13 protein-coding genes are annotated in these 18,376 nt (G+C 74.2%); 7 read left to right on the forward strand and 6 right to left on the reverse strand.

What is annotated here, in order from left to right; all coding sequences use genetic code 11:
- Positions 1-15 precede the first annotated feature (15 nt).
- Positions 16-309 carry a DUF1330 domain-containing protein gene (locus tag BCL65_RS05245; RefSeq protein WP_106265838.1) on the forward strand — a complete coding sequence of 98 codons (294 nt, stop codon included), beginning with the start codon at positions 16-18 and terminating at the stop codon, positions 307-309.
- Between the two features lie 41 nt (positions 310-350).
- Here the strand turns inward: BCL65_RS05245 and BCL65_RS05250 are convergent, their stop codons facing one another.
- Positions 351-1,343: a GlxA family transcriptional regulator gene (locus BCL65_RS05250; RefSeq protein ID WP_258176894.1), complete on the reverse strand. Its 993-nt coding sequence runs from the start codon at positions 1,341-1,343 to the stop codon at positions 351-353.
- 34 nt (positions 1,344-1,377) lie between these two features.
- A complete protein-coding gene (locus tag BCL65_RS05255) occupies positions 1,378-2,268 on the reverse strand; it encodes an AraC family transcriptional regulator (RefSeq protein ID WP_106265839.1) in 891 nt (296 codons plus the stop codon).
- Positions 2,269-2,323: 55 nt separating this feature from the next.
- Here BCL65_RS05255 and BCL65_RS05260 point away from each other — a divergent pair, with 55 nt between their 5' ends.
- Positions 2,324-8,107 (forward strand): DUF5107 domain-containing protein, encoded by a 5,784-nt coding sequence (locus BCL65_RS05260; protein ID WP_106265841.1) that lies wholly within the window; start codon positions 2,324-2,326, stop codon positions 8,105-8,107.
- The gene (locus BCL65_RS05265; RefSeq protein WP_106265843.1) at positions 8,104-9,483 is read left to right on the forward strand and encodes a cellulase-like family protein; all 1,380 of its coding nucleotides are present in this window, start codon (positions 8,104-8,106) and stop codon (positions 9,481-9,483) included. The genes BCL65_RS05260 and BCL65_RS05265 overlap by 4 nt, the downstream gene beginning before the upstream one ends.
- Here BCL65_RS05265 and BCL65_RS05270 read toward each other — a convergent pair.
- The gene (locus tag BCL65_RS05270) at positions 9,471-10,457 is read right to left on the reverse strand and encodes a helix-turn-helix transcriptional regulator (RefSeq protein ID WP_106265845.1); all 987 of its coding nucleotides are present in this window, start codon (positions 10,455-10,457) and stop codon (positions 9,471-9,473) included. The genes BCL65_RS05265 and BCL65_RS05270 overlap by 13 nt on opposite strands.
- A gap of 63 nt (positions 10,458-10,520) precedes the next feature.
- Here BCL65_RS05270 and BCL65_RS05275 point away from each other — a divergent pair, with 63 nt between their 5' ends.
- Positions 10,521-11,663 (forward strand): epoxide hydrolase family protein, encoded by a 1,143-nt coding sequence (locus tag BCL65_RS05275; protein ID WP_106265847.1) that lies wholly within the window; start codon positions 10,521-10,523, stop codon positions 11,661-11,663.
- A gap of 22 nt (positions 11,664-11,685) precedes the next feature.
- Here BCL65_RS05275 and BCL65_RS05280 read toward each other — a convergent pair whose 3' ends face one another.
- The 3 genes from BCL65_RS05280 to BCL65_RS05290 are packed head-to-tail and all read right to left on the reverse strand — an operon-like array spanning position 11,686 to position 13,967.
- Positions 11,686-12,006, reverse strand: coding sequence for a cupin domain-containing protein (locus BCL65_RS05280; protein ID WP_106265848.1), 321 nt, complete (start codon positions 12,004-12,006; stop codon positions 11,686-11,688).
- Positions 12,007-12,015: 9 nt separating this feature from the next.
- Complete coding sequence (locus BCL65_RS05285) at positions 12,016-12,669, reverse strand: response regulator (RefSeq protein WP_106265850.1); 654 nt, start codon at positions 12,667-12,669, stop codon at positions 12,016-12,018.
- Positions 12,666-13,967 carry a sensor histidine kinase gene (locus tag BCL65_RS05290; RefSeq protein ID WP_125206448.1) on the reverse strand — a complete coding sequence of 434 codons (1,302 nt, stop codon included), beginning with the start codon at positions 13,965-13,967 and terminating at the stop codon, positions 12,666-12,668. Before BCL65_RS05290 ends, BCL65_RS05285 begins: the two co-directional genes overlap by 4 nt.
- Positions 13,968-14,080: 113 nt before the next feature.
- On the opposite strand from BCL65_RS05290, the gene BCL65_RS05295 reads away from it, so the two are divergent.
- From BCL65_RS05295 to BCL65_RS05305, 3 genes are all read left to right on the forward strand, one after another.
- Positions 14,081-15,097, forward strand: coding sequence for a LacI family DNA-binding transcriptional regulator (locus BCL65_RS05295; protein ID WP_106265853.1), 1,017 nt, complete (start codon positions 14,081-14,083; stop codon positions 15,095-15,097).
- Positions 15,098-15,248: 151 nt separating this feature from the next.
- Positions 15,249-17,429 (forward strand): alpha-galactosidase, encoded by a 2,181-nt coding sequence (locus BCL65_RS05300; RefSeq protein WP_106265976.1) that lies wholly within the window; start codon positions 15,249-15,251, stop codon positions 17,427-17,429.
- Positions 17,426-18,370, forward strand: a complete 945-nt coding sequence (locus tag BCL65_RS05305; RefSeq protein ID WP_106265855.1) for a carbohydrate ABC transporter permease — start codon at positions 17,426-17,428, stop codon at positions 18,368-18,370. The genes BCL65_RS05300 and BCL65_RS05305 overlap by 4 nt, the downstream gene beginning before the upstream one ends.
- Positions 18,371-18,376 lie beyond the last annotated feature (6 nt).

Genomic DNA, 18,376 nt, shown 5'->3' on the forward strand with positions numbered 1-18,376 from the left:
ACGGAGGACGGAAACATGAGCGCATACATCGTGTTCCAGCGAGAGAGCACCCACGACCAGCAAGCCCTCGACCGCTACGCGCAGCGCGCCGACGGCACGTTCGACGGCCACGACGTGCAGGCCCTGGTCGACTACGGCACGTACGAGGTGCTCGAAGGGCCTCCGATCGAAGGGGTCGTCGTCCTCCGGTTCCCCGACGCGGCGGCGGCGAGGGGGTGGTACCGCGGTGAGCAGTACCAGGAGGTCGTGCAGGACCGCTTCCAGGGTGCGACCTACCGGGCCGTGCTGGTCGACGGTGTGGACGCGTAGCTGTCGCGTTCTTCGCGGGTGACGGCGGATCGCCGCGGTGGTCAGCTCCGCCCGGCGAACGTGGCGCGGTACGCCGAGGGGGACACGTCCAGGAGCCGACGGAAGTGCAGCCGGAGGTTCGCCCCGGTCCCCAGGCCGACCTCTTCGGCGATGCGGTCGATCGGCAGCCTCGTGCTCTCCAGGAGCTCGCGGGCGGCGTCGACCCTCGCCCGGAGGATCCACTGCAGCGGGGTGCTGCCGGTCTCTTCGGTGAAGCGACGCAAGAACGTGCGTCGCGACATGTCGGCATGGGCGGCGAGGTCGGCGATCGTGACTTGCTGATCGAGTCGCGTCAGGGCCCATTCGCGTGTCGCGGCGAGGGTCTCGCCCTGGGCCGCCGAGCTGGTCTTCGGCAGGTACTGGGCCTGCCCCCCGGTGCGGTAGGGCGCGGTGACGAGTCCTCGGGCGATCTCGTTCGCCGCGGTCACGCCGAGGTCGCGCCGGACGATGTGCAGGCAGAGGTCGAGACCGGCGGCGGCTCCCGCCGAGGTCAGGATGGGTCCCTCGTCGACGAAGAGCACGTTCGGCTCCACCGTGATCTGCGGGTGCCGCGTGGCGAGCTTCTCCGCAGCGTCCCAGTGGGTCGTCGCCCGCAGGCCGTCGAGCAGGCCCGAGTCCGCGAGCGCGAACGCGCCGTAGCAGATCGATGCGATGCGTGTCCCACGGGCTGCGGCGCTGCGGAGCGCCTCGCGCACCTCCACGGGTATCGGCCGGCCCGGCGGGGCGTACCCCGGGACGATGATCGTGTCCGTGTCGGACAGTGCGTCCAGGCCGCGCTGCACCGCGAAGCCGAAGCCTCCGGAGGACAGCACCGTGTCGGTGGTGGCGCCGCAGGTGGAGACCTCGTAGGGGAACCCTGTCTCCGGGTGGAACACCTCCGTCGGGATCCCGACGTCGAGCGGGCGCGCCCCCTCGAGTACGAGGACCACGACCCGGTGCGGTCGCTGCATCGCCCCGGCTCCGATCTGGCCGACGCGTGTCAGCCGTGTCGACATCGTTGCACAGCAGCGCACGACCGCCCGGGTGGCGTCAGACGTCCCGGCCGCGGTAGGCCGACGGCGACAGGCCGTGCGTCCGGGTGAACCGGCGGGAGAAGTACAGCGGGTCGGCGTAGCCGCACGCCTGCGCGACGGCCGCGACGGGCAGGTCGGTGGCGTCGAGCAGCTCGCGGGCCCGGGCCAGGCGCAGCCCGGTCTGGTACTGCAGCGGGGACGTGCCCACCTGGGCGCGGAACAGAGCGCCGAGCTGCGAGGTGCTGAGCCCCACCATCGCTGCGAGCGCGCTGACCGGCGTCCGGCGCGGGGCCGTGGCCCGCAGGTGCTCGACGGCGCGCTCCACCGGGTCGGGTGCGGGCCCGGGTGAGCGGCGCCCGGTCGCCACGACGTGCGCGAGGGCGTGCCAGGCGGCGCCCGCGGCCCGGACGAGCCCTCCTGCGGTGCCGTCGTCGAGGGCGTCGATGGCCTGGGAGACGAGGCTGGCGACGGTCGCCGGGTCGCGCAGGTGCGACACCGGGCCACCGGCCGCGTCGCGGACGGCGGTGGCGAGCTCGTCGGCGTCCGGGCCGGTGGCGTGCAGCCACCAGAGGGTCCAGGGGTCGGCTCGGTCGGCGGCGTACTCGTGCGGCGTGCGGGCGGGCACGAGCACGACGTCTCCGGGGCGGACGTCGAACCGTCCATCCGGCGTGCGGCACCAGCCGGCTCCCGCGGTGCAGACCAGCAGGACGTGCTCGCGGGCACCGTCGGGCCGCGACCGGCCGTGGCGGGCGGCGTGAGGGAAGAATCCCGCGTCCGTCACCACCAGGCGGTTCGTCACCGGTCGTGCCAGGGCGGCGCGCACGGTGGGTCGCGGCACGACGACCATGCGCTGACCGGCGAAGCCCTCGGGCAGGCCACCGAGCGCATCCACCGTCGATTCGTCCATAGGTCCGAGGGAATCGCCCATCGCACCACGCCGTCAAGCGGCCTAGGTTCGTCCCATGCCCCCTGAGGAGTCGCGGATCGTCCTGCCGCCCGCCCCGGCCAGCCTCTCCGCCCGCCCGGTGCGCGGCTGGCGCGAGCCGGTGTCCATCGACACGTACGGCATCGGCGAGCCGGACCGCTACCCGGCGTACCTGGACCAGCGCGTCTACCAGGGATCCTCTGGGGCGGTGTACCCGATGCCGTTCGTCGACAGGGTGGAGCACACCAAGGCGCCCCGGGAGTGGGACGCGATCCACCTCGAGAACGCGTTCGTGCGGCTGATGGTCCTGCCGGAGCTGGGCGGGCGCATCCACGTGGGCCTCGACCGCACCCGCGGCTACGACTTCTTCTACCGCAACGACGTGATCAAGCCGGCGCTGGTCGGGCTGCTCGGGCCCTGGGTCTCGGGCGGGGTGGAGCTCAACTGGCCGCAGCACCACCGGCCCGCCACGTTCCTGCCGGTCGAGACGTGGATCGAGTCCGAGCCCGACGGCGCGGTCACCGTCTGGTGCTCCGACCACGACCCGTTCGCCCGCCTGCAGGGCATGCACGGCGTCCGGCTGCGACCCGACAGTGCGCTCGTCGAGCTGCGGGTTCGTCTCGTCAACCGCACCGACGACGTGCAGACGTTCCTGTGGTGGGCCAACGTCGCCGCGGCCGTGCACGACGACTACCAGGCGTTCTTCCCGACCGACGTCACCGTCGTCGCCGACCACGCCAAGCGTGCCGTCACGACCTTCCCCGCGGCGTCGGGCCGCTACTACGGCGTCGACTATCCGGCCCGCCGCACCGCGGAGCACCCCGACGGCGACCGCCTGGACTGGTACCGCAACATCCCGGTGCCGACGTCGTACATGTGCCTCGGCTCGCAGGACGACTTCTTCGGCGGGTACGACCACGCCGCCGGCGCGGGGTTCGTGCACTGGGCGGACCACCGCATCTCGCCCGGCAAGAAGATGTGGACCTGGGGCGACGCGCCGTTCGGCCGGGCGTGGGACCGGCACCTGACCGACACCAACGGCCCGTACATCGAGCTGATGGCGGGCGTCTTCACCGACAACCAGCCTGACTTCGCGTTCCTGCGCCCGGGGGAGACGACGACCTTCTCGCAGTACTGGTACCCGATCCAGGACATCGGCCCGGTGCACCAGGCGACGCGGGACGCGGCGGTGCGGCTCGACGTCGGCACCGGTGGCACGGTGCGCGTCGGCGTCGCCGTGACGTCCCCGCGTCCGGGTGCGCGGGTGGTGCTGCGCGCCGGCGAGGAGGTGCTGCTGGACGAGCGTGCCGACGTCGCGCCCGGCAACCCGCTGGTGCGCGAGCTGACCGGCCCGCCCGGCGTCGGCGCCACCGGGTACGAGCTCGTCGTCGAGCACGACGGCGCCACCCTCCTGACCTGGCGCCCTCGCGCCGAGGCCGGGCCCGACAGCGGGCCCGACGCCGACCCCGACACCGGGCCCGACGCCGACCCCGGGACGACGATCCCCGAGCCCGCGATGCCCGAGCCCGCCACCGAGCCGCCCGCCCCGGCGGACATCGACTCTCTCGACGAGCTGTACGTCACCGGGCTCCACCTGGAGCAGTACCGGCACGCGACCCGGTCACCGGAGCCCTACTGGACCGAGGCGCTGCGGCGGGACCCGGGTGACGCGCGCTGCGCGACGGCGCTCGCGGCCCGGCGGGCGCGCGCGGGCCGCCTGGCCGACGCCGAGCGGCTGCTGCGCACCGCGACGGCGCGCCTGACGCTGCGCAACCCCAACCCGCGCGACGGCGAGGCGCACTACCGGCTGGGCGTCGTCCTGGCTCGCCAGGGCCGGACGGCCGAGGCCCGCGAGGCGCTCGGGACGGCGTCGTGGGACCAGGCCTGGCGGGACGCGGCGGCGGTCGCGACCGCACGCCTCGACCTCGCGGAAGGCCGAGACGCCGACGCCGCGGAGCAGCTCGAGGCGCTGCTGCGCCGCAGCCCGGAGCACGTCCAGGGGCGCAACCTCGCAGCCGTCGCCGCAGGCCGCATCGGCGACACCCAGCGCGCCCGCGACCTGGTGCGCGGCACGCTCGCCGTCGACCCGCTCGACGCCTGGGCGCGCGACCTCGCGGCGCGGCTCGGCGCCCCGACCACGGCGGGCCCGACGACGGACCCGACCGTCGCGCTCGACGTCGCGCTCGAGCACGCGTCGGCCGGTCAGACGGCTGCTGCGGTCGAGCTGCTCGAGGACGTCGCGACGCGTCCGTCCCCGCGCGGCCAGCGGGACGTCCGGGCGCTCGCCCTGCTGCACCTCGCGGACCTGGAGCTGACCCGCGGCGACCACGGTGCCGCGGCCGACGCGCTCGAGCGGGCCCGCCGCGCCCCGCGGGACTGGGCGTTCCCGGCCGCGACCGACGACGACGCGCTGGCCCGCCTGCGTCGCGCCTGGCCGCAGGACCCGCTCGTCGCCGGCCTGGCGGGGCACCGGCTCTACGCGGCGGGGCGCCGGGACGAGGCGATCGCGGCGTGGGAGGTCGCGGCGTCGGGCGACGGGACCGACCCCGTGGTGCTGCGGAACCTCGGCGTCGCGGCCCACAACGTGCAGGGCGACGCGGAGGCGGCGGCCGCCTGGTACGCGCGGGCACGGGCGGTGGCACCCGACGACGCACGCCTGCTCTACGAGGCCGACCAGCTCGAGGCACGCCGCGGCACCGCCCCCGAGCACCGCCTGGCGGTGCTGCTCGACCGGCCCGACCTCGTCGGTGCGCGCGACGACCTGTCCGTCCAGGTCGCCGAGCTGCTGACCGCCGTCGGCCGCGCCGACGACGCGCTCGAGATCCTGACGGGCCGCCCCTTCCAGCCGTGGGAGGGCGGCGAGGGGCGTGTGCTCGCGGCCTGGGACGCCGCACACCTCGCCCTCGGCAGAGGGGCCCTGGACGACGGCGACGCCGCGGCTGCGCTCGCCCATGCCGCCGCTGCGCTGGACCCGCCGGCGTCGCTCGGGGAGGCCCGGCACCCGCTCGCCAACACCGCCGACCTGCACCTGCTGCTCGGCGACGCGCTCGCCGCCGTCGGCCGGTCCGACGACGCGCGCGAGGCCTGGCGGACGGCCGCCGACCAGCAGGGCGACTTCGAGGGCATGGCCGTGCAGGACTTCTCGGAGCGCACGGCGGCCTCCGTCCTCGCCCTACGTCGGCTGGGCCGCGACGACGAGGCACGGCTGCTGCGCGACGGGCTCGCCCGGTACGTGGAGCAAGAGGCCGGGCGCCGCGCGACCGTCGACTACTTCGCGACCTCGCTGCCGACGATGCTCCTGTTCACCCACGACGTCCAGGAGGAGCACGACGACCGCGTCCGCGCGCTGCGGAACCAGCTCGCGGCCCTCGACAGGGCCGCCACGCACCGCGTGCGCGTCACCCGGCCGCCCGCCGTGCGCCGCGACCACCTCGCGCTCGGCTCGCCGCCCGGTACGCCGGACGCCGTGGCGGTGACCGGCCGGTACCTCGAGCGGGCGGGCCGGCCCTGGTTCCCGGTGACCGGGGAGGTGCACTACTCCCGCATCCCGCGCGAGCGCTGGTCGGAGGTGCTGGGGCACGCACGGGCCGGCGGGCTGGACTCGGTGGCGACGTACGTCTTCTGGCAGGCGCACGAGCCGACGCCCGGTGACTTCCGCTGGGACGGCAACCTCGACCTGCGGGCGTTCGTCGAGCTCGCGGCGCGGCACGGCCTCGCCGTGATCGTGCGGATGGGGCCGTGGGCGCACGGCGAGGCACGCTACGGCGGGTTCCCGGACTGGCTCGTCGAGCGCGGGGTGGCCGCCCGCACGAACGACCCGGCCTACCTCGACCTGGTCCGGGCGTTCTACGCGCAGACGATCGCGCAGCTCGACGGGCTCCTGCACGCCCAGGGCGGGCCGGTGATCGGCGCCCAGATGGACAACGAGCTCTACGACCAGCCGGAGCACCTGGCCATGCTGCGCACGATCGCCGAGGAGCTCGGCCTGCAGGTGCCGCTCTGGACGGCCACCGGCTGGGGCGGGGCGCAGGTGCCGGACACGCTGCTGCCGGTGTACAGCGCGTACGCGGACGGGTTCTGGGAGGACGCCGACACCGAGTGGCCGGCGTTCGCGCCCGTGCACTTCCGCTACAGCACCGTGCGCGACGACCTGTCGGTGGGCGCGGACCTGCGCGAGGCCCTGGACGGGCTCGCGGTCGACCGCGCGGCCGAGCCCCCGGGCCCCGACGACGACCTCCTCCCGTACGCCACGTGCGAGCTCGGCGGCGGGATGCACGTGGCCTACCACCGGCGTCCGCTCGTCACGCCCGACGACGTGGCGGCGCTCGCGCTGGCGAAGATCGGCAGCGGCTCGGTCTGGCAGGGGTACTACATGTACGCGGGCGGCACCCAGCGCGTGGGGCCGCGGGGGACCGAGCAGGAGTCGCAGGCCACGGGGTACCCGAACGACGTCCCCACGCGCACCTACGACTTCGGTGCGCCCGTCGGCGAGCACGGCCAGGTGCGCCGCCACCACCACCTGCTCCGGCGCCAGCACCTGTGGCTCCGGGCCGACGGCGACGCGCTCGCGGCCATGACGACGACGGTGGGCGGGGGCAGCGACGACCCGTCCGCGCTGCGCTGGTCGGTGCGCTCGGACGGGCGCCGCGGGTACGTCTTCCTCACCACCTACCAGCCCGCACGCCGACCGCTCGCGGCGCAGCCGAGCACCCAGGTGCAGGTGGAGCAGGAGGACACGACGGTCACCGTGCCCACGCGGCCGGTCGACCTGCCCGCCGGCCTCTCGGTCGCGTGGCCGCTGCGCTACCCGCTCGCCGAGGGGCTGGTGCTGCGCAGCGCGACGGCGCAGCTCCTCACGAGGGTCTCGGACGGCGGGGGCCCGGGCATCGCCGGCAACCGGCCCGGGGAGCTCGTCGTGCTGGTCGCGACCGACGGCGTACCGGTGGAGCTCGTGCTCGACGGCGACGTCGAGGCGACGGGCCCCGTGTCCGTCCGGCGCGAGGGCGGGACGACCGTCCTCGACCTCACCGGCGACCCCGGGCCGGAGACCGTGGTCCGGCTGCACGGTGCGCCCGGCACGGCAGGTGAGTCCGGGGTGCGGGTGCTGGTGCTCGACGAGGCGACGGCGAACCGGCTGTACCGCCTGGACGTCGGCGGCCGCGAGCGCCTGGTCCTCTGCGACGCCCCGGTCCACGCCCTCGACGGGAACCTGGTGGTGCACACGGACGAACCGACCACGACGGTGTCGGTGCTCCCCGCGCCGGCGTCGCTCGCGGCGTCGCTCCCTCTGTCGGCGTCGGACGGCGCCACCGCCACCCCGGCCGGTGAGGCGGGCACGCTCTGGTCGACCTGGACGCTGGCCGTCCCCGGCGCGGGGAGCCGCCGGGTCGCCGCGGACCTGCGGCTGGGTGCGCCGGCACCGCCGCTGCCCGCGCGTGGCGGTCCGATGGACCGGCTCAGCGCACCGACGGACTTCACCGGTGCGGCCCGCGTGCACCTGGACGTGCCCGCCGACGCGCTCGCCGGCGTCGACCGCGCGCTGCTGCGGGTCTCCTGGACCGGCGACGTCGGCCGCGCACTGGTGGGCGGCGAGGTGGTGAGCGACCACTTCTGGCACGGTCGCGCATGGGACGTCGACCTCACGCCGTGGCGCGACGACGTCGCCCGCGACGGCGTGACGCTCGACCTGCTGCCGTGGCGCGCCGAGATCGGCGTCTGGGTCGACCCGTCCGTGCGGGACGTGCCCGACGGGATCACGGTCGAGGCGGTGGACGTCGTGCGCGTGGCGCGCACGGTGCTGACCCTGAAGGAGGACGCATGACCGGCACGACGGCCCGCATGGTGACGGGGACAGGGACGACGGCGGACGCGGGGAGCGAGGCGGTGCCCTCGAGCCTGCCCGAGCACCTGCCGCGCCGGCTGGCGATCACGCTCTGGGACTTCTCCTGGTACGTGCGTACCGGGCCGGGGGAGCCGTTCGAGGACCTCGACGCGGCGTTCGCCCGCGCCGCCGAGCTCGGCTACAACGCGGTGCGGGTCTGTGCGATGCCGTTCCTGCTGTTCCGTTCGGGCCTCGACACGACGGCGCTCCGGTTGGGGCCCATCGGGGGCGGCTACGCGTCCCGCGTGCGCTGGTACGACGTGCGCGAGCCGACGACGATCGACGCCCGCGCCCACCTGCTGGAGCTGTTCCGCGGCGCAGACCGGCACGGCATGACCGTGATCGCGTCGTCGTGGGAGTACCAGCAGAGCCCGGCCTTCGCCGTCGACCGGGGCTGGTACGACGCGCTGCACGCCGTCGACCCCGAGGAACGGCTGACCGTGCTCGGCGAGGCGATGGCCGACCTCGTCGACCTGCTCGAGGACCAGGGGCTCGACCACGTGCTCGCCTGCGTCGAGCCGCACAACGAGGTGCAGGCCGGGCACCTCACCGCCGGGCTGCCCGGCACGCAGGACCCGGTGGTGGAGCTGCGCGACCGCCTCGAGCGCGGCATCGCCGCGTTCTCCGCGCGCCACCCCGACGTGCTGTGCGGCCCGAACTACGCCGCCGTCCCCGTCACCGCGATGCGCGGGCTGCCGCGCAACGCCCAGATGCTGGGCGTGCACCCCTACGTGTACGGCGTCCTGGACGACCTGGTGAGCGAGTTCGCGCTGCGCGGCGATCCGGCCGACTTCCCGCAGCAGCGGGCCGACGCCGAGCTCCTGCGCCCCGGCGCCCCGCGGCTCGCGGAGTGGGCCCCGCCGTCCGACGAGGAGTGGAAGCGGCACGCGTCGATCGTCGGCCACGCCGAGATCTACGTGCACGACTGGTGCGACCCGCAGGCCGTGGACCGGTGGCTGTACGACCGGTACGGCGCGCACCGGATCGCCATGGCCGAGCGGTTGCGCGAGTGGATCGGCGTGGCCGCGGACCACGCCGCCCGGCTCGGGATCCCGCTCGTCCTCGGGGAGGGCTGGGTCGGGTACACGCCGCGCGACACCCGGTTCGAGGAGGGACCCGTGGGCGCGCAGATCTGCCGCGACGCCGTCCGGCACGCCACCGACGTCGGCGCCTGGGGATCCGTCGTCTGCTCCAACGCCGCGCCGCACCACGCCATGTGGCAGGACGGCGACCTCCAGCGCGAGTGCACCGCGATCCTGCGCCGCGCTCCGGAAGGTGCCGACGGCGGAGATCGGCGGTCCTCTCACGACGGGTGAGACCTGCCTGACTCCCGGCGGGCGGCCGTCCCCGCCGCGCGGCGGAACCTCGTCGCGAGGCGCTCGAAGGCAGCGGCGAGCTCGTCGCCCTCGATCACCTCGACGTCGACGCCGAGCCGGGTGAGCCACAGGGCCAGCCCGTCCGGGTCGTCGGACCCCAGCTCGACGCGGCAGGTGGACTCGTCGACCGCCTCGATGTCGACGGGAACCTGGATCTTCGCCGCGACGTCGGCCGCGGGAGCGTGCACGAGCACGCGTGCCCGGTACGTCCAGGCGCCCCGGACGATGCGTCGGACGACGTACTCGACGACCGTGTCCTCCGAGATCACGCGCGGCCGGAACCGCGCTCCCGTCGGCGGGTGGGGCGTCATGCGGTCGACGCGGAAGACCCGCCAGTCGTCCCGGTCCAGGTCCCACGCGAGCAGGTACCAGAGCGCTCCCCAGCTCACCAGCCGTTGCGGTTCGGTGCGGCGCGCCGCTTCGCTGCCGCCGGGCTTCGTGTACCCGAACCGGAGCCGTTCGTGGCCGCGGATCGCGGCGGCGACCGCTCCCAGGACCGCGAGATCGAGCGACGGTTCGATGCCGGGGACGACGCTCGTCGCCTCACGGACCGCCTCGACGCGTCGGCGCAGGCGCGAGGGCAGCACCTGCTCCAGCTTGGCGAGCGCGGTCAGCGAGGTCTCCTCGACGCCGAGCCCCCGGGTGGCGACGGCTCCCAGCCCGACGGCGACGGCGACGGCCTCGTCGTCGTCGAGCAGCAGCGGGGGCATCGCCGTCCCGGCGGCCAGCCGGTACCCGCCCGCGACGCCGGGGCGGGCGTCGACGGGGTAGCCGAGCGACCGCAGCTTGCCGACGTCGGCACGTACCGTCCTCGTGCTCACGCCGAGCCGGTCCGCGAGCTCGGCGCTGGTCCAGTCGCGCTTGACCTGGAGCAGCGACAGCAGCTCCAGCAGCCGGGCCGAGGTCTCCAACATGTTCTCGATCTTTCCAGTCATTGCGGAAGAAAGCCTGCCGCGATAGCGAGGAACGTGGTGGTCATGACCGAGAACACGGCGCTCACGCCCTTCCGTATCGACATCCCGCAGGTCGACGTCGACGACCTGCGTCACCGGCTCGCGCAGACCCGCTGGCCGCACCCCGTCCCCGGCCGGGACGACCGCACCGACTTCAGCCGCGGCATCCCGCAGGCGTACCTGCAGGAGCTCGCCGCGTACTGGCGCGACGGGTTCGACTGGCGCGCCCAGGAGGCGGCGCTCAACGAGCTCGACCAGCTCACCACCGTCGTCGACGGCCAGACGTTCCACGTGGTGCACGTGCGCTCGACGAACCCGGACGCCACCCCGCTCCTGCTCCACCACGGCTGGCCGGGCTCGTTCGTCGAGTACCAGCGCCTGATCCCGCTGCTGGCCGACGACTTCCACGTCGTCGTCCCGGCGCTGCCCGGCTTCGGCTTCTCCACCCCGCTGTCGGGGACCGGCTGGGAGCTGGCGCGGACGACGGAGGCCTACGCCCAGATCATGACGCGCCTGGGGTACGAACGTTTCGCGACCCACGGCACGGACATCGGGTCGGGCATCGCCGGCCGTCTGGCGGCGCTCCACCCGGAGCGCGTCATCGGCACGCACACGGGGATCGAGCGCCGGCTGCTCGGCATGGTCGGTGACAAGCTGCCCCTCCCCGACGGGCTGTCCGACGACGAGGTCGTCGAGCTCGAGGCGATGCGCGCCGTGGACGCGGCCGAACGGGGGTACTTCGAGATGCAGAACCACCGGCCCGACACGATCGGACCGGCGCTCACCGACTCCCCGGTCGGCCAGCTCGCGTGGATCGCCGAGAAGTTCCAGGGCTGGACCCACGGCGCCTCCGGGACGCCCGACGAGTCCGTGGACCGCGACCAGCTCCTGACGAACATCAGCCTCTACTGGTTCACCCGCAGCGGCGCGTCGAGCGCACAGTTCTACTACGAGTCCGAGCACTCGGGGCTCGGGTGGGCCATGGCCGCCGACGTCCCCGCCGGCTGGGCCGCGTTCGACACCCACCCGCTCCTGCGCCGCGTGATGGACCCGTGGAACGCGGCCAACCACTGGAGCGACTTCACCGAGGGCGGCCACTTCCCCGCGATGGAGGAGCCGAAGCTGCTCGCGGACGACCTCCGCACCTTCGTGCGCAGCATCTCCTGACCCTGCCGAAGGGCCGGGACGGTCACGCTCGGCGGCGCTGCACGATCACGGCGGTGAGCGCCGTCGTCGCCCAGGTGGTGTGCTGCTCCCCGGCGTCCCAGGTCACCAGGTCGCCCGGCCCGACGTCGGTGGGGACGTCGTCGGCTCCGGCCACCTGCCCGGTGCCCGCCACGACGTAGAACGACTGGTCACGTCCGGCGGGGTGCCGCGGCAGCGAGGACCCCGCGTCGAGCACGGCGACGTCGACGCGGACCTCCTCGGGGTCGGTGCCCGGCGCGAGCAGGCCCGTCGTCACGCCGGGAGCGCCGTCGAGCCGGGCCAGGCCCAGGTGCCGGATGTGCATGGCACGAACCTACGGGTTCCGGAGGACGAGCCCCGACTCGTACGCGACGATGACGAGTTGGACGCGGTCACGGCAGGCGAGCTTGCGCAGCACTTCGGAGACGTGGGACTTCACGGTCTGCTCGCCGATGAACAGGGCCTCCCCGATCTCCGCGTTGGACAGTCCGCGGGCGACGGCGCGGAGCACGTCGGTCTCGCGTGGCGTGAGCGCGTCGAGCGCCGGCACGGCGGTCGCCGTGGGTCGCCGTGCGGCGAAGTCGTCCACCAGGCGGCGCGTGACCCGTGGACCGAGCAGCATGGAGCCGTCGGCGACGAGCCGGACCCCCTCGATGAGTCGTTCACCGGTCACGTCCTTCAGCAGGAACCCGCTCGCTCCCGCCCGGAGCGCGTCGTAGACGTACTCGTCGAGATCGAAGGTGGTCAGCACGAGCACTCTCGTGGCCGGGTGCTCGGCGGCGATCCGAGCAGTGGCGGCGATGCCGTCGAGCACGGGCATGCGGATGTCGACGACCGCGACGTCGGGCTGCGCGCGAGCGACGACGTCGAGCAGCTCGCCGCCGTCGGAGGCGGTGCCCACGATGTCCAGGTCGGCTGCGGAACCCAGGATCGACGCGAACCCGTGCAGGACGACGGCCTGGTCGTCAGCGACCACGACGCGCGTCACACCGCACCCGCAACGTCTCGGACGGCCGGCCCACGGCGTTCGCCCGAGGAGGTCGGCAAGGTGATCACCAGGACGAAGGACGAGTCCTCCACGGTCGCCGTCATCGCGCCGCCGAGCGCCTCGACTCGCTCGCGCATGCCCGTCAACCCGCGTCCTGCCGGCTGGCCGACCTGCCCCTGGACGGGGTTGGTGACCCGGAGCCCCGCCACGTCGGCGACGTGCGAGACGGCGATCTGCGTCGGCGCTCCGGGGGCATGTCGTCGTGCGTTCGTCAGCGCCTCCTGCGCTGCTCGGTAGAGGACGTAGCCCTGGGCGTCGGGCACGTCCTCGCAGTCCCCCGACAGCGTGACGTCCTGCCCCGCGTCGCGCGCCTGGTCGACGAGTTCGACGATGTCGCAGGCCGCGGGTTGCGGTGCCCTCTCCGCGCCCTCGGTGCGTTGCAGGACGGTGAGCACCTGCCGCAGCTCGCCGAGCGCCGAGCGTGCGTCGTCGGCAATCTCCCCGAGGACACGCCGTGCGTCCTCGTCCAGGTCGGGGTACGTGTACGGGGCTGACTCGGCCCGGACCGCCACCAGGGAGACGTGGTGCGCGACGACGTCGTGCAGGTCGCGTGCCAGGCGCGCCCGCTCGACGGCGACCGACTCCACCTCGAGGGCGCGCCGCTCGGTGGCGGCGGCTCGGGCGTTGCGCCGTGCCGAGGCCGAGACGAGGCGGACGACGGCGGCACCTCCGACGACGACGGCGACCGCCACCGTGTAGATGACGCCCGCCGAGACCGCCCGGCCGCCGTCGACGTCACCGGCGTTCACCGGGCCGATGGGCAGGGCGGCGGGGACACCGCTGAGCGCGTACAGCCAGGCTGCGGCCAGCGTCGCCACCCCGGGGACGGCGGCGCGCCGCCACGAGTCCTGCAGCACGAGGCAGGTGATCATCAGCAGGGCGAGCCACCAACCCCACACGAAGGTCCCGATCAGCGGGACCGTGACGAAGGGCCAGGCCGCGAGCAGGGTCGCGGTCGACGGGTGCTGCCGCGCGACCAGGACGGCGAGCACGCAGCTCAACCCTGCCGTCCACGCGATGAGGGGGAGAAGCAGCCCCGTCTCCCACCAACCTGTCGCGAGGAGCAACGGGTAGCTGGGCACGACCTCGACGCCGTCCACCTGGTGGTCCGCGTAGCTGTCGAGAGGCAGACGTAGGGGCGACGTCAGCAGGAGGATCGTGAGCAGCACGGCCAGCGCGGCGGGCGCGACCCACTGGCGGTCGGACCACGGTGGCGGAGCGGCGTCACGGCGTGTCATGCGGTGATCATCCCGGTCCGTCGCCATGGGCGACCACCCCCGTGAGAGGGAGTCGACGCGGACCCGCTGGCGGCGATGCGGCGCCTCACCTGGCCTGCGACTACCCTTCACGTGTGCTCCGACCGGAACAGCAGCCTCCCGTGCTTCGCGACGTCGCGGAGCGGGCCGGCGTGAGCCTGTCCACGGTCTCGAGGGTGCTCACGGGCCGGACCCCGGTCAGCAAGAGCCTGCGCGCACGGGTCGAGTCCGCCGTCGCCGAGCTCGGCTACCGCCCCAACGCGGCGGCCCAGACGCTGGTCAGCGGCCGACGGCGCACGGTGGCGGTGCTGGCCCGCAACACGCTGCGGTACGGGTACGCGGCTACCCTGCAGGGGATCGAGGAGGCGGCTCGGGCGTCGGGCTTCGTGGTGACGATCGGCGTCGTCGAGTCGGAGGACCCGGAGGCGATGAAGAGCGCCGTCGACCTGGTGCTCTCCCAGCCGTTGGCCGGCGCGATCGTGGTGGAGTTCGACGCCCTGGGCGTCGCGACGCTGGACGCCCTGCCGGAGTCCCTGCCGGTCGTCGCCGCGGCGGGTGCGCGGCGCAAGGTCGGGTCGAGGCCGCACGCGTTCCTCGACGACGAGACCGGCGGCCGCGAGGCGACCGAGTACCTGCTGGGGCTCGGTCACCGGACCGTCCACCACGTGGCGATCCCCGCCACGCGTGCTCGCTCGGGGCGCAGCTGGGGGTGGCGTGCGGCGATGAAGGCCGCGGGCATCGAGCCCCCGAAGGTCATCCAGGCGAGCTACGACCCGGACTCGGGCTACGACGCCGGTCAGCGTCTCGCGCGGGACCTGTCCGTGACGGCGGTGCTGTGCGGCAACGACGAGCTCGCGATCGGCGTGATGCGTGCCCTCGCCGAGGCCGGGCGCCGGGTCCCGGAGGACGTCAGCGTGGTCGGGTTCGACGACCAGCCGTTCGCGCGGATGTGGACCCCGCCGCTGACGACGGTGTCCCAGGACTTCGTGGGACTGGGGCAGCGGACCTTCCGGCTGCTCGCCGAGTGGACCGCCACGGGACGCAAGCCGCGGAGCACCTCCGCCTCCCCGCGCCTCGTCGTGCGGTCCAGCACCGCCGCCCCGCCCGCCTGACCCCGGCTCCCGGGACCCTGCGCGTGATTCGTCCGCCTGATTTCTGACCAACGTTTGCAGAACCAGGCCAGCAGCCGCTAACGTCTGACCAACGTTTGCAGAACATCCGCGATGTGGCGGGTGCGACGAAGGGGTTGTGCACGTGGGCATCATGCCGAAGCTCGAGGGCTCGTCTGCCCGCACCGCGAGCGACTGGCCTCCAGCGGTGCAGCTGGCCGCGGCAGGCGTGTCGGTGGTGCTCGCGCTGCCGCAGGACGCGCTGCCGGTGGTCGTCCACTGGGGCGCGGACCCGGGGCCGCTCGACGACGCCGGGCTGGCGGACCTCGAGGCCGCCGCCTCCCCGGCGCTGGCGACGAACGGCGTCGACGGGCAGGTGCCCGTCGCGATCCTGCCCGAGGCGTGGACCGGATGGACGGGCACGCCGGGGCTCGAGGGGCACCGCGCCGGCACGGCCTGGGCGCCGCGGTTCCGGCCCGTGGACGTCACCGTCCGGCGCGACGACGCCGGGGGAGCGGTGACGACGACGGCGGTCGACGACGACGCGGCGCTGCGCCTCGTGCTCGAGACCGAGCTCCTGCCGTCCGGCCTGCTGCGGCTGCGGGCAGCGGTGACGAACCTCGGTGACGAGAGCTACGTCGTCGACGCGCTGCGCCTGGCGCTGCCGGTGCCGACGTCGGCCGACGAGATCATGGACCTCGCCGGGCGCTGGGCCAAGGAGCGGGTGCCGCAGCGCCGGGCGATGACCGTCGGCACCCACCTGCGCGAGGGTCGTCACGGCCGCACGGGGGCGGACGCGGCGACCATCCTGCTCGCGGGGGAGCCCGGCTTCGACTTCGACCGCGGGGAGGTCTGGGGCCTGCACGTCGCGTTCAGCGGCAACCACCAGGTCACGGCCGAGCGCACCTTCGACGGCCACCGGCTGCTCAGCGGCGGCGAGCTGCTGCTGCCCGGCGAGATCGAGCTCGCCCCCGGCGAGACCTACTCCTCGCCGCGCCTCTTCGCCGGGCACGCCGTCGGCCTCGACGCGCTCGCCGGCCGGTTCCACACCCACCTGCGCTCGCGGCCGCACCACCCGCGCACCGCCCGGCCGGTGACGATGAACGTCTGGGAGGCCGTCTACTTCGACCACGACCTGGCGCGGCTCACCGAGCTCGCGGACCGGGCCGCCGAGGTCGGCGTGGAGCGGTACGTGCTCGACGACGGCTGGTTCGGCTCCCGCCGGGACGACTCCTCGGGCCTGGGCGACTGGCACGTCGCCGAGGACGTGTGGGGCGACGGCCGGCTCAAGGAGCTCGTCGAGCACGTGCGCGGGCTCGGGATGGAGTTCGGGCTCTGGTTCGAGCCCGAGATGGTCAACGTCCGCTCCCAGGTCGCCGCCGCGCACCCCGAGTGGATCCTGCAGGTCCCCGGGCGGCTGCCCGTCGAGGCCCGCCGGCAGCAGGTCCTCGACCTGACGCACCCCGACGCGTTCGACCACGTCCTGACGAGCGTGTCCGCCGTCCTGGCCGAGCTGAGCGTCGACTTCGTCAAGTGGGACCACAACCGGGACCTGGTCGACGCCGGATCCACCCGGACGGGACGCGCGGCGGTGCACGAGCAGACCCTCGCCGCCTACCGGCTCATGGACGCGATCCGCGCCGCCCACCCCGGCCTCGAGATCGAGTCCTGCTCCTCGGGCGGCGCGCGCGTCGACCTGGAGGTCCTCGAACGCACCGACCGCGTCTGGGCGTCCGACTGCATCGACGCCCGCGAGCGCCAGCAGATCCAGCGGTGGACGGCGCAGCTGCTCCCGCCCGAGCTGGTCGGCAGCCACGTGGGCGCCGACCGTGCCCACACCACGGGCCGGCGGCACGACCTGTCGTTCCGCGCGGCGACCGCGCTGTTCGGGCACTTCGGCATCGAGTGGGACCTCTCGGCCGCCGATCCCGCCGAACGTGCCGAGCTGCGCGCCTGGGTCGAGTACTACCAGGAGGTCCGCGACCTCGTGCACACCGGCACCACGGTCCGGCGGTCCCTCGAGTCGGGGGACGTCTGGCTGCACGGAGCGGTCCGCCCCGACCGGTCGGAAGCGTTGTTCGCCGTCACGGTCAACGAGCGCCACGTCACCTGGCCACCGGGCCGCGTGCGCCTGCCCGGCCTGGACCGCGACCGCACCTACCGCGTGCGGCCGTCCGGCCCCGGCGTGGCAGGCCAGACCTCTCCGCGCGTCTACCCGGCGTGGTGGCAGTCGGGCCTGTGGTTGTCCGGCGCGGCGCTCGCCGACGCCGGTGTGAGCGTGCCGGCGCTGGACCCCGACCACAGCGCCCTGATCCACGTGGAGGCCGTGCGATGAGTGCCGCGACCCACGCGCCGACCACGACGGCGGCGCCCCGGAGCGACGGCCGGGCCACGCGGCGACGGCGGAACCTGGGGGACCTCCCCGCCGCGCTCGTGTTCGTCCTGCCTGCGACGATCGGCTTCGTCGTCTTCCTGCTGTGGCCGACCCTCCGCGGTATCTGGCTGAGCTTCACCGACACGACGGCGTTCCAGGCCGGCGGGTTCATCGGCCTCGAGAACTATCAGCGCCTGGCCGACGACCCGGTGTTCTGGAACGCCTTCGGGGTGACGCTCTGGTACGTGGTGCTCAACATCGGCATCCAGACCACGCTGGCCGTCCTCGTCGCGGTGCTCATGCACCGGCTCACCAGGTCCATGGTGATCCGGGGCATCATCCTCACGCCGTACCTCGTGTCCAACGTGGTCGCGGCGATGCTGTTCCTGATGCTGCTCGACTACCAGCTCGGGTTCGTCAACGAGGTGATCGCGGCGCTGGGCTGGGACCGGGTGATGTTCTTCGGGGACCAGTCGCTCGTGATCCCGACCATCGCCCTGGTGAACGTGTGGCGGCACGTCGGGTACACGGCGCTGCTGGTGTTCGCCGGCCTGCAGACCATCCCCGGGAACCTCTACGAGGCCGGACGGGTCGACGGCGCGTCGGAGCTGCGGATGTTCCGGTCGATCACGATGCCGCTGCTGCGCCCCTACCTGGGGCTCGTCCTCATCGTCACGATGATCGGTTCGTTCCAGGTCTTCGACACCGTCTCCGTCGCGACCCAGGGCGGCCCCGCCAACGCCTCGAACGTCATCCAGTACTACATCTACGAGGTCGCCTTCAGCCGCGGCTACGACTTCGGCTACGCCTCGGCGATGTCCGTGGCGCTCATGGTCGTGCTCGCGACCATCTCGATCGTCCAGTTCCGGCTCACCCGGGCCAACCAGAACGACATGGCGTGAGGCACC

Origin of the sequence: Isoptericola halotolerans (genome assembly GCF_003003075.1) — a bacterium.
Taxonomy (GTDB): domain Bacteria; phylum Actinomycetota; class Actinomycetes; order Actinomycetales; family Cellulomonadaceae; genus Isoptericola; species Isoptericola halotolerans_A.